Raw genomic sequence first — 11,279 nt, forward strand, 5'->3', positions numbered from 1 at the left:
ATTCCGTACATGCGACGTTTCGGAATTGACGTTTCATTCGCGCGAGGGATACAACGGCGCAGCACACCTGTCCAGACGTTTGAGGAGAGCCCCGCGATGGTGGAGCCGCAGCGCCCGACGCTCGATGTCATCACCATCGGTCGCGCCTCGGTCGACCTGTACGGCCAGCAGATCGGCAGCCGCCTCGAGGACATCCAGAGCTTCGCCAAGTCGGTTGGCGGCTGCCCCGCCAACATCGCCGTCGGCACCGCCCGGCTCGGCCTCAGAGCGGCGCTCGTCACCCGCGTCGGCGACGAGCAGATGGGGCGCTTCATCATCGAGCAGCTGCAGCGCGAGGGCGTCGAGACGGCCGGCATCGTCAGCGACCCCGAGCGGCTGACGGCGCTGGTGCTGCTCGCCGTCGAGGACGAGGGCGTCTCGCCGATGATCTTCGTGCGGACCGATTGCGCCGACATGGCCCTGGCCGAAGCCGACATTGACCCCGCCTTCATCGCCTCGGCCGCCGCCGTCGTCGTCACCGGCACGCATTTTTCTCGCCCCAACACCGAGGCGGCGCAGCGCAAGGCCATGCGCATTGCCAGGGCCAACGGCCGCAAGGTGGTGTTCGACATCGATTACCGCCCCAATCTGTGGGGGCTGGCCGGGCACGCCGCCGGCTTCTCGCGCTACGTCAAGTCCGAGCACGTCTCGGCGCAGCTCGGCGCCGTCCTGCCCGAGTGCGACCTCATCGTCGGCACCGAGGAGGAGATCATGATCGCGGCGGGGGCCGACAGCGTGCCGGCCGCGCTGCGCGCCATCCGCGCCCTCACGCCGGCGACCATCGTGCTCAAGCGCGGCGCCATGGGCTGCATCGTCTATGAGGGGGCCATCCCCGACGACCTCGAGCAGGGCATCGTCGGCACCGGCTTTCCGATCGAGGTCTACAACGTGCTGGGGGCCGGCGACGCCTTCATGAGCGGGTTCCTGCGCGGCTGGCTCAGGGGCGAGGATCTCGCCACCTGCGCCACCTGGGCCAATGCCTGCGGCGCCTTCGCCGTGAGCCGCCTGCTGTGCTCGCCCGAATATCCGAGCTGGGAGGAACTCGACTGGTTCCTGACGCATGGCAGCCCGCACCGGGCCCTGCGCCAGGACGACGCCCTCAACCGCATCCACCGCGCCACCACGCGGCGGCGGCAGTGGCCAACGCTGATGGCGCTCGCCGTCGACCACCGCAAGCAGCTCGAGGACATCGCCGGCGACCAGGCCGGGCGCATCGCCGACTTCAAGGTGCTGGCCGTCGCTGCCGCCGCCGAGGTGGCCCGGGGCCGTCCCGGCTTCGGCATGCTGCTCGACGACAAATACGGCCGCAAGGCGCTGTTCGCCGCAGGCCGGCACGATCTGTGGATCGGCCGGCCGCTGGAGCAGCCGGGCGCCGTGCCGCTGGAATTCGAGTTCAGCCAGGACGTCGGCTCGCGCCTCGTCGAGTGGCCGGTCGAGCACTGCCTCAAGGTGCTGTGCTTCTACCACCCCGACGATCCCGAAGGCATCAACGCGGCGCAGCGCGGCAAGCTGCGCGCCGCCCAGGACGCGGCCGAAAAGCTCGGCCGCGACATCCTCATCGAGCTGATCCCGTCGCGGCTCGGGCCGGTCGACGCGCACACCACGGCGCGGGCGCTGGCCGAGCTCTACGCCGCCGGGCTCAGGCCGGACTGGTGGAAGCTCGAGCCGCAGCCCTCGGAGGGGGCGTGGGCGGCGATCGACGCCGAAATCGCGCGCGCCGACCGGTGGTGCCGCGGCGTGCTGCTGCTCGGGCTCGACGCGCCGGTGGAGACGCTGGCCGCCGGGTTCCGGCTGGCCAAGACGTCGAAGACGGTGCGCGGCTTCGCCGTCGGGCGCACCATCTTCGCCCCCGCCGCCAGGGCGTGGTTCGCCGGCGAGATCGGCGACACGGCGGCGATCGCCGACATGGCCGCACGCTTCCGGGCCCTGGTGGACGCATGGGAAAAGTGACGATGTCTGCATGCGGGCGGTTGACTGGTCGCCAGCCATCGGCCGTCATCCTCGGGCGAGCCCTGGCGAGGCCCGAGGACCCAGCGGGCGCCGCGTCGGCGGCACCAAAGACTCCTCCTGCGCGACCGACGTCACGCGGCTGGGTCCTCGCGACAAGCGCGAGGATGATGGCCGGTGGATGGGTAGGGTTCGCGGGATGCTGGCAGACTTGGTTGAGGAGCAGCAGATGACCCAAAGAACGATCCGCCTGACCATGGCGCAGGCGCTGGCGCGGTTTCTTGCGCGCCAGAAGACGGTGATCGACGGCGTGACGGTGCCGCTGTTCGGCGGCGTCTTCGCCATTTTCGGGCATGGCAACGTCGCCGGTTTCGGCGAGGCGCTGTACCAGGTGCGCGACGAACTGCCGACCTACCGGGCGCACAACGAACAGGCCATGGCCCACGCCGCCATCGCCTATGCCAAGGCCAGCTTCCGCCGCCGCATGATGGCCGTCACCTCCTCGATCGGGCCGGGCGCCACCAACATGGTGACGGCCGCGGCGCTGGCCCATGTCAACCGGCTGCCGCTGCTGATCCTGCCCGGCGATGTCTTCGCCGGCCGCGCCCCCGACCCGGTGCTGCAGCAGATCGAGGATTTCGGCGACGGCACGGTCAGCGCCAACGACGCCTTCCGCCCGGTCAGCCGCTATTTCGACCGCATCACCCGGCCCGAGCAGCTGATCCCGGCGCTGCGCCGTGCCATGCAGGTACTGACCGACCCGGCCGAATGCGGGCCGGTGACGCTGGCCCTGTGCCAGGACGTGCAGGCGGAGGCCTACGACTATCCCGAGAGCTTCTTCGCCGATCGCATCTGGCTGCCGCGGCGGTCCGAGCCCGACCACGGCGAACTGCACGAGGCGGCGGCGGCGCTCAGGCAGAGCCGCAGGCCGGTGATCATCGCCGGCGGCGGCGTGCTCTATTCGGAGGCGACGGCGGCGCTGCGCGACTTCGCCGAGAAGCGCGGCATCCCGGTCATGGAAACGCAGGCGGGCAAGTCCAGCCTGCCGCACGACCATCCGCTCAACATGGGCGCGGTCGGGGTGACCGGCACGTCCGCCGCCAATCTGCTGGCCGCCCAGGCCGATGTCGTGCTGGCCATCGGCACGCGGCTGCAGGATTTCACCACCGGCAGCCGGGCGCTGTTCCAGGCGGCCGAGGTGACGATTGTCGGCCTCAACACGCAGCCTTTCGACGCCGGCAAGCACGGGGCGCTGCCGCTGGTCGCCGATGCGCGCGCCGGGCTGGCCCGGCTCGACGCCCATCTTTCCGGCTGGAATACGTCGGAAGCGTGGGAGCAGACGGCCCGCCAAGCGCGGGCCGAGTGGCTCGCGGCGGCGCGGGCGGTTACCGCGCCGGGTAACGCCGAGCTGCCCTCGGACGCGCAGGTGATCGGCGCCGTGCACCGGGCCCGCGGCAGCGCGGCGACGCTGGTCTGCGCCGCCGGCGGCCTGCCGGGCGAACTGCACAAATTGTGGCCGGCGGGCGAGCCGGGCAGCTACCACCTCGAATACGGCTACTCGACCATGGGCTACGAGATCGCCGGCGGGCTTGGGGTGAAGCTGGCCCGCCCCGACGACGACGTCGTCGTCCTGCTCGGGGACGGCAGCTACCTGATGATGAACTCGGAAATCGCCACCTCGGTGATGCTGGGGGCAAAGCTCACCATCGTCGTGCTCGACAATCGCGGCTTCGCCTGCATCAACCGGCTGCAGCACGCAACCGGCGGCGCCGGCTTCAACAACCTGCTCGCCGACGCGCGCCACGAGGTGCTGCCGGCGATCGACTTCGTCAAGCACGCCGAGGCGCTGGGGGCGGTGGCACGCAAGGCGGCCTCGCTGGCCGAACTCGAGGCCCTGCTGAAGGAGGCGGAGGCCGACACGCGCACCTCGGTGATCGTCATCGACACTGATCCCATGGCCACGACCGCGGCCGGCGGGGCGTGGTGGGAGGTGGCGGTGCCCGAGGTGTCGGAGCGGACAGAAGTCAAGGCCGCGCGCGCAGATTATGAAAAGGCGCTGAAGGCGCAGAGGCTGTGAGCAGCGGTGCCGTTGTTCGCCGCTCCTGCGGTTCTTGCCCCTCCCTCCCCCTTGTGGGGAGGGTGGCGCCCCGAAGGGGTGACGGGTGGGGGTCGCCGGTCCTGCGCCTGGCCGCCCCCCACCCGTCCCGGCTGCGCCGGTCCACCCTCCCCACAAGGGGGAGGGAGGGGCAACTTCCGGACCTGGCGCACGACGGCGAGTTTCCCTGCCGCGCCAACTGAAGTTCGAAGACCGGAGCATATGAAATTGCAGGCCAGACTGGGCATGTCCCCCATCGCGTGGTGGAACGACGACCTTCCCGAACTGAGCGAGGACGTCTCGCTCGAGGAGTGCCTGCGGCAGTCGCGCGCCGCCGGCTTCACCGGCATGGAGCTGGGCCGGCGCTTTCCGTCCGACCCCGCGGTGATGCTGCCGATCCTCAGGGCCGCCGATGTCACCCTGTGCGGCGGCTGGTTCTCGGGCACGCTGGTCAACGAGGACATGCGCGCCAACCAGGAGCGCATCGCCCCGATGATCGCGCTGTTCAAGGCGGTCGATGCCCCCTGCATCGTCTATGGCGAGGTCGGCCGCTCCATCCAGGGCGACCGTACGCGGCCGCTGGCGAACAAGCCGCGTCTCGCGGACGACGAGATGCGCGCCTATGCCAGAAAGCTCACCGAATTCGGCGAATGGTGCGCCGAGCAGGGCATGCCGCTCGTCTACCACCACCACATGGGCGCGGTGGTCGAGACCCAGGCCGAACTGGATGCCTTCATGCGCCATTCGGGCGAGGGGATTTCGCTGCTCTTCGACAGCGGGCACCTGGCCTTTGCCGGCGGCGACTTGCTGCGCGCCATCGACGACCACCACGCCCGCATCCGGCACGTGCACGTCAAGGACGTGCGCCCGGGGGTGATCGAGGCGCTCGATCGCACGCGGCAATCCTTCCTCGACGCCGTGGCGCTCGGCGCCTTCACCGTGCCGGGCGACGGCGCGCTCGATTTCGAGGCGATCGTGGGCCGGCTCGCCCGCTACGGCTACGAAGGCTGGTTCGTGGTCGAGGCGGAGCAGGACCCGCGGGCGAATCCCCCCGCACGCATGGCCGAAATCGGCTACAAGGAACTGATGCGCGTGATGGCCGCTGCCGGCTACAGCGTCGAGACGCAAGGCTTTCCGAAAGGGCAATGAGGTGGACGAGGAAAAACCCGGATTGCTGACCCTGGCCTGGTTCAGGCCGCTGTGGCGACGGGTGGCCGTCATTGCCATCATCGTCGCGTGGGCGATCTGGGAGTCGTTCTACAACCGCGACCAGCTGTGGGGCTTCATCGCCCTCGCCATGCTCGCCTACGGGGTGTGGACCTTCTTCATCAATTTCGACCGGGAACTGGCGCGCAAGGACCATGACAAACCTCAGGATTAGGCCGCACGGCACGCATGGGCGCGTGCAGCACGTGACGCCCGCCAGCGCCGGCTGGACCTATGTCGGATTCGACCTGTTCAAGCTCGGCCCCGGCGAGGGCACCGATGGCGGCGAAGCGGACCGCGAAGCGTGCCTCGTCCTGCTTGCCGGCAAGGCGCGGGTCGCCGTCGACGGCCGCGACCTGGGCGAACTGGGCGGGCGCATGAGCCCGTTCGAGGGGCCGGGATTTGCGGTCTACGTCCCGGCCGGGGCGAAATGGCAGGCAACGGCGACCACGGCCCTCGAACTGGCCGTCTGCACCGCGCCGGGCCGGCCGCACGCGCACCCGGCGCGGGTGATCGGGCCGGACGCGGTCGAAAAGCTGACGCGCGGACGGGGCACCAATACGCGCTATCCGTTCAACATCCTGCCCGAGGACCAGCCCGCCGATTCGCTGCTCGTGGTCGAGGTCGTCACCCCGGGCGGGCACACCTCGAGCTATCCCCCGCACAGGCACGACGAGGACGACCTGCCGCGCCAGAGCCTGCTCGAGGAGACCTACTACCACCGTTTCTCGAAGCCGCAGGGCTTCGGCTTCCAGCGCGTCTATACAGACGACCGCAGCCTCGACGAGACCATGCTGATCGAGGACGGCGACGTGGTGCTGGTGCCGCGCGGCTACCACCCGGTGGCGGCGGTGCACGGCTACGACGTCTATTATCTCAACGTCATGGCCGGCCCGAAGCGGACGTGGCAGTTCCACAACGCCCCCGAGCACGCCTGGATGCTGGAAGGTTAGGCGCATCGTGCCCGGCACCAGGCGGCAACGCTTGATGCCTTGATGATGTGCCGTTCCACTTCGGGCGGCCCCGCTGCTGGCCAACCACGTCAGCGGACGCGCGCCGCTGTTGACGCCTGTGCCGCGCGTGGTGGTCCCGCCCAAGGATGCCGGCGGCCCAAGCGCTCCCGGGAATATGTAAAACAAACTTGACTCAATGTAAGCGACGCCTTACATCGATATGTCAACTTTGCTTTACACCGGGTGCCGAGGATGTCGTTCGACGAAAAATACACCTGGGGTTTCGGCCTCATCGCTGTCGCCGGCTACGGCGTCTATCTGGCGCTGCTGCTGGGCCAGGTCGATGCCGCACCATTGACCGAGGCCGCTTATGTGCCGCTGATGCTGTGGACGATCGGCGGGGCGATCGCCGCCGGCATGCTGCTCACCATCCTGGTGTCGATGGCGGCCCCGGCGGAGGCCAACAAGCGCGACCAACGCGACCGCGACATCAACCGCTTCGGCGAGTATGTCGGGCAGTCCTTCGTCGTCATCGGGGGCGTCGCCGCCCTCTTGATGGCGATGGCGGAATGGGACCACTTCTGGATCGCCAACGTCATCTACCTGTGCTTCGTGCTGTCGGCGGTGCTGAGTTCGGCGGCCAAGATCGTCGCCTACCGGTTCGGTTTCCACCCATGGTGAAATCGACCAGGATCACCAACGCCATCCGGGCGCTGCGCTTCGCCCGGGGCGAGATGACCCAGGCCGAACTCGCCGAGCGGACCGGCGTCACCCGCCAGACCATCATCGCCATCGAGCAGGGCCGCTATTCGCCCACCCTCGAGATGGCGTTCCGGATCGCCCGCGTCTTCGGCGTGCCGCTCGAGAATGTGTTCCAGTACCCCAAAAACGAAGGAGACGGGCCGTGAAGGCAGTGCTTCAGCGTGCCTACGGCACCCCCGACGTGCTCGCGCTGGCAGAGGTGCCGCAGCCGCTGCCCAGGGACAACGAGGTGCTGGTGCGCATTCGCGCCACCACCGTCACCTCCGGCGACGCCCGCATGCGCAGCTTTACCGTGCCGGCGGTGTTCTGGCTGCCGGGGCGGCTGGCGATCGGCATCACCAGGCCCAGAAAGCCGGTGCCCGGGGTCGAGTTCGCCGGCGAGGTGGAGGCGGTCGGCAGGGCGGTGACGCGGTTTCGCCCCGGCGACGCGGTGTTCGGCCTCGACGTGGGGGGCTGCCATGCCGAGTACAAATGCGTGCCCGAGACCGCCGCGATCGCGCTGAAGCCGCAGACGCTGGGTTTCGAGGAAGCCGCCGCCCTGCCCTTCGGCGGGCTGACCGCCCTGCACTTCCTGCGGGCCGGAGGCATCCGCGCCGGCAGCAGGGTGCTGATCAACGGCGCCTCGGGCGCGGTCGGGGTGGCCGCGGTGCAGCTGGCACGGCATTTCGGCGCCGACATCACCGGGGTGTGCAGCACCGCCAACCTCGACCTGGTCCGCTCGCTCGGAGCCGGCTCGACGCTCGACTACACCAAGGCGGATGTCCCTGCCCCGGGCGCGGTCTACGACATCATCTTCGACACCGTCGGGACGCTGTCCTTCGGCCGCTGCAGGGCGTCGCTGGCGCCCGACGGGCGCTATCTCGCGGCGGTCATGGGACTGGCCGAGATCGGCCAGATGCTGTGGACCTCGATCGCCGGCGGCCCCAGGGTCATCGGCGGCGTCGCCGGCGAGCGGCGCGAGGATGTCGAGACGCTGCGCCAGCTGGTCGAGGCGGGCGCGCTGAGGCCGGTTATCGACAGCCGCTACCGGCTCGACGACATCGCCGCTGCCCACGCCCGCGTCGACAGCGGCCGCAAGCGCGGCAGCGTCGTCATCGCAGTCGACGGGTGAGCGCCGCTTCGGCGCGCTTCCCCTTGACCCCGCAGGCGTGGCGGTGAATAGCTCCGCCAGCTTGCGGGAACCACCATGACTTCCAATTTCATCTTCACCCTGTCCTGCGCCGATCGCCCGGGCATCGTCGCCGCCGTCACCACCGAACTGGCCGCGCTCGGCGCCAACATCGCCGAGAGCAACCAGTTCTGGGACCGCGAGACCGGCATGTTCTTCATGCGCATCGCCTTCACCGCCCCCGAAGGCGTCGGCCGCGACCGGCTGGAGCGGGCGCTCAGGCCCGCGATCGAACGCTTCGCCATGCGCACCCAGCTGATCGACCGCGCGCGGCGCAAGAAGCTGCTGGTCATGGTGTCGAAATTCGACCACGCGCTCCTGCACCTGCTCTACCAGATCCGCGTCGGCTGGCTCGACTGCGAGGTCGCCGCGATCGTCTCCAACCACGACGACTCGCGCGCCACCGCCGAGTATGAGCGCATTCCTTTCCACCTGCTGCCGGTCGACAAGGCCGACAAGGCGGCGCAGGAGGAGCAGGTGCTCAAGCTGTTCCAGCAAAGCGGCGCTGACCTAGTGGTGCTGGCGCGCTACATGCAGATCCTGTCCGACCGCTTCGCCACCCGCCTCTACGGCCAGATCATCAACATCCACCACTCCTTCCTGCCCTCGTTCAAGGGCGCCAAGCCCTACCACCAGGCGCATGAGCGCGGCGTCAAGATCATCGGCGCCACCGCCCATTACGTGACGCCCGAACTCGATGAGGGGCCGATCATCGAGCAGGACGTGGGACGGGTGACGCACGCCATGACCCCCGACGACCTGATCGCCGCGGGGCGCGACATCGAGAGCCGGGTGCTGGCGCGGGCGGTGAAGCTGCACCTCGAGAACCGGGTGATGCTGAACGGGCGCAAGACCGTGGTGTTCGGTTAGCCGCGATGCCGGCCGCACCGCTGCGCGAGGGCAGCATCTTCACCGATCCCAGGGTGGTGTTCGCCACCGCGACGCTGTGCTGCCTGTTGTGGGGCAGCGCTTTCCCGGCGATCAAGGCCGGCTACGCCCTGTTCGCCATCGCCCCCGCCGACGTGCCGAGCCAGATGCTGTTCGCCGGCACCCGCTTCACCCTCGCCGGGGCGATCCTGCTCGCCTACGCCGCGCTCAGCGGCCGCAGACTGTGGCTCACCCCGCGCCAGGCCGGCCAGGTCTTGCTGCTGGGCCTCACCCAGACCGCCATCCAGTACGTGTTCTTCTACATCGGGCTGGCCCATGCGAGCGGGGTCAAGGCCTCGATCGTCAATGCCACCACGATCTTCTTCTCGGTGCTGCTCGCCCATTTCCTCTACCGCAACGACCGGCTCAACGCCGGCAAGTCGCTGGGCGTGCTGCTCGGCTTCGCCGGCGTGGTGGTGGTCAACCTCAGGGGCGCCGGGCTCGACTTCGAGTTCACGCTGCTGGGCGAGGGCTTCATCGCCATCGCCGCCTTCATCCTTGCCGCCGCCATGATCTACGGCAAGCGCGTGTCGCAAGGGCTCGACGCCACGGTGATGACCGGCTGGCAACTCGCCCTGGGCGGGCTGATGCTGTGGGCCGCCGCCCTGCCGCTGGGCGGCGAGATGGCGGCCTTCGACGCGGCGTCGGCGGCGCTGCTCGTCTACCTGGCGCTGCTCTCGGCCGTGGCCTATGCGCTGTGGAGCGTGCTGCTCAAGCACAATCCCGTCGGCATGGTCGCGATCTACAATTTCCTCATTCCCGTGTTCGGCGTCGTGCTCTCGGCGCTGCTGCTCGGGGAGACGCTGCTCGAATGGAAGAACCTCGCGGCGCTGGTGCTGGTCTCGGCCGGCATCTGGCTGGTGAGCCGCTCCCAGGGCGCGCCGGTGGCCCACCCGCCAGCAGCGTAGCCCGCGGACCCGGCACGGCAAGCTGTGCTCACCGTGCAACAACTTGGGCCAAAATGCGGCCGCCGCGTGACATGAAAAACCTGCCCGGCTAGGGTGCAAGCCAGTTTTGGTTGGAGGATATCCATGCGCCGATCCTTACTCGCGGGCGTGAGCGCCCTGTTGCTGTGCACTCCCGTCTATGCCGCCGACCTCATCATCGAGGCACCGCAGGACGATGCGACGGCCAGCGCCGCCGGCATGCGTGGCGTGGTCGAGATCGGCGCCCTCGGCCGCTCCGCGGCGGAGGACGACGGCGACTACGAGAGCTTTGCCGGCCTCTACGGTGCCTTCGACCTGCAGGCCGATCTCGACGGCGTCGTCCTCGGGCTCGACGGCTACGGCGAATGGCTGTCGATCGAGGACAGCGACCCGAACGTCACCAATGGCAGCCTCGGCGTCCTCGGCGTACGCCTCGGAACCCGCGTCGAAGACTGGTATTTCGGCGGCTTCGCCGCCCTCGGCAGCTATCCTAACGCAGAAAACGACGACATGTTCTTCGGTTATGCGGCCGGTGTGCAGGCGGCAGTCGCCGTCGAAGACCTGCTCCTCATCGGCACGCTGGGCTATGCCGACGCGCCGAACGACGACGACCCCGAAGGCTTTGCCGGCTGGTTCGTCGAAGGCGCAGCGGCGTTTGCCCTCAGCGACGACTTCGCCGTGTCGGCAATGGCGGGATACGGCTACAGCGCCGATTTCGACGTCGAGGACGACCCGGGCGAATACGTTTCCTGGGGAATAAAGGGCGCCTATCGGATTCCGGGCGACCTCAACCTCAGCCTCGTCGCCTCCTATGAAGGCATCCACGCCTTCGACGACGACGACGAGAGCAATACCAACCATACGGTCAGGCTCGGCATCTCCATCCCGTTCGGCGGCTCCGGCTCGGCGCTGGATGCGCTGCGTCCGATGGCATCCCCGACGGCGCCGTTCCGCGCGTCGGTTTCAGCCGACGTGATGTAGCGGTCCCACCGTACCATTGCCGGCAGGGGCCGGTGCACCGCACCGGCCCTTTGTGTATGTAGGGGGCGGTGCTGGCGCGGCCGGCGGCCCCGCCCCTGCCGTCATCCCCCGGTGCTTGCCCTTCCGTAGACGCGCCAGCGCCGCGGCCGGAAGCCGATTCGGGTCCTGTCCCCGGCCGGGTGGTCGAAGGGCAAATCGATCTCGACGCGCTGCCGTTCGGCGCCGATCTCGAGCTCGACCCGGCGCGTGCCCCCGACGCGGCGCGCCGCGACCAC

The 11,279-nt window shown here is 69.3% G+C and carries 12 protein-coding genes; 11 read left to right on the top strand and 1 reads right to left on the bottom strand.

What is annotated here, in order from left to right:
- Positions 1–96: 96 nt before the first annotated feature.
- From VGD93_RS04535 to VGD93_RS04585, 11 genes are all read left to right on the top strand, one after another.
- Positions 97–1,989: a bifunctional 5-dehydro-2-deoxygluconokinase/5-dehydro-2-deoxyphosphogluconate aldolase gene (locus tag VGD93_RS04535; RefSeq protein ID WP_395009615.1), complete on the top strand. Its 1,893-nt coding sequence runs from the start codon at positions 97–99 to the stop codon at positions 1,987–1,989.
- 226 nt (positions 1,990–2,215) lie between these two features.
- Complete coding sequence (iolD, locus tag VGD93_RS04540) at positions 2,216–4,063, top strand: 3D-(3,5/4)-trihydroxycyclohexane-1,2-dione acylhydrolase (decyclizing) (protein ID WP_395009617.1); 1,848 nt, start codon at positions 2,216–2,218, stop codon at positions 4,061–4,063.
- Between the two features lie 246 nt (positions 4,064–4,309).
- Positions 4,310–5,230 (top strand): myo-inosose-2 dehydratase, encoded by a 921-nt coding sequence (gene iolE, locus VGD93_RS04545; protein WP_395009619.1) that lies wholly within the window; start codon positions 4,310–4,312, stop codon positions 5,228–5,230.
- 22 nt (positions 5,231–5,252) lie between these two features.
- Positions 5,253–5,462 carry a DUF3329 domain-containing protein gene (locus VGD93_RS04550; RefSeq protein ID WP_395009621.1) on the top strand — a complete coding sequence of 70 codons (210 nt, stop codon included), beginning with the start codon at positions 5,253–5,255 and terminating at the stop codon, positions 5,460–5,462.
- On the top strand, positions 5,443–6,240 hold the full coding sequence (iolB, locus tag VGD93_RS04555) for a 5-deoxy-glucuronate isomerase (RefSeq protein WP_395009623.1): 798 nt from the start codon (positions 5,443–5,445) through the stop codon (positions 6,238–6,240). The genes VGD93_RS04550 and iolB overlap by 20 nt, the downstream gene beginning before the upstream one ends.
- A gap of 252 nt (positions 6,241–6,492) precedes the next feature.
- Positions 6,493–6,921: a hypothetical protein gene (locus VGD93_RS04560; protein ID WP_395009625.1), complete on the top strand. Its 429-nt coding sequence runs from the start codon at positions 6,493–6,495 to the stop codon at positions 6,919–6,921.
- A complete protein-coding gene (locus VGD93_RS04565; protein ID WP_395009627.1) occupies positions 6,915–7,148 on the top strand; it encodes a helix-turn-helix transcriptional regulator in 234 nt (77 codons plus the stop codon). Before VGD93_RS04560 ends, VGD93_RS04565 begins: the two co-directional genes overlap by 7 nt.
- Positions 7,145–8,113, top strand: a complete 969-nt coding sequence (locus tag VGD93_RS04570) for an NAD(P)-dependent alcohol dehydrogenase (RefSeq protein ID WP_395009629.1) — start codon at positions 7,145–7,147, stop codon at positions 8,111–8,113. Before VGD93_RS04565 ends, VGD93_RS04570 begins: the two co-directional genes overlap by 4 nt.
- Before the next feature lie 75 nt (positions 8,114–8,188).
- On the top strand, positions 8,189–9,040 hold the full coding sequence (gene purU, locus VGD93_RS04575; protein WP_395009631.1) for a formyltetrahydrofolate deformylase: 852 nt from the start codon (positions 8,189–8,191) through the stop codon (positions 9,038–9,040).
- A gap of 5 nt (positions 9,041–9,045) precedes the next feature.
- Positions 9,046–10,005 carry a DMT family transporter gene (locus VGD93_RS04580; RefSeq protein WP_395009633.1) on the top strand — a complete coding sequence of 320 codons (960 nt, stop codon included), beginning with the start codon at positions 9,046–9,048 and terminating at the stop codon, positions 10,003–10,005.
- A gap of 123 nt (positions 10,006–10,128) precedes the next feature.
- Positions 10,129–11,004 carry a hypothetical protein gene (locus VGD93_RS04585; protein ID WP_395009635.1) on the top strand — a complete coding sequence of 292 codons (876 nt, stop codon included), beginning with the start codon at positions 10,129–10,131 and terminating at the stop codon, positions 11,002–11,004.
- 101 nt (positions 11,005–11,105) lie between these two features.
- Here VGD93_RS04585 and VGD93_RS04590 read toward each other — a convergent pair.
- The coding region (locus VGD93_RS04590) for a TOBE-like domain-containing protein (RefSeq protein WP_395009637.1) at positions 11,106–11,279 on the bottom strand (174 nt) is incomplete at its 5' end.

Source organism: Devosia sp., assembly GCF_036406155.1.
Taxonomy (GTDB): Bacteria; Pseudomonadota; Alphaproteobacteria; order Rhizobiales; family Devosiaceae; genus Devosia_A.

Bases quoted from the DNA above. Each gene is read 5' to 3' on its own strand.
- VGD93_RS04535 (WP_395009615.1), top strand. From the start codon at position 97: ATGGTGGAGCCGCAGCGCCCGACGCTCGATGTCATCACCATCGGTCGC.
- iolD (WP_395009617.1), top strand. From the start codon at position 2,216: ATGACCCAAAGAACGATCCGCCTGACCATGGCGCAGGCGCTGGCGCGG.
- iolB (WP_395009623.1), top strand. From the start codon at position 5,443: ATGACAAACCTCAGGATTAGGCCGCACGGCACGCATGGGCGCGTGCAG.
- VGD93_RS04560 (WP_395009625.1), top strand. From the start codon at position 6,493: ATGTCGTTCGACGAAAAATACACCTGGGGTTTCGGCCTCATCGCTGTC.
- VGD93_RS04565 (WP_395009627.1), top strand. From the start codon at position 6,915: ATGGTGAAATCGACCAGGATCACCAACGCCATCCGGGCGCTGCGCTTC.
- purU (WP_395009631.1), top strand. From the start codon at position 8,189: ATGACTTCCAATTTCATCTTCACCCTGTCCTGCGCCGATCGCCCGGGC.
- VGD93_RS04580 (WP_395009633.1), top strand. From the start codon at position 9,046: ATGCCGGCCGCACCGCTGCGCGAGGGCAGCATCTTCACCGATCCCAGG.
- VGD93_RS04585 (WP_395009635.1), top strand. From the start codon at position 10,129: ATGCGCCGATCCTTACTCGCGGGCGTGAGCGCCCTGTTGCTGTGCACT.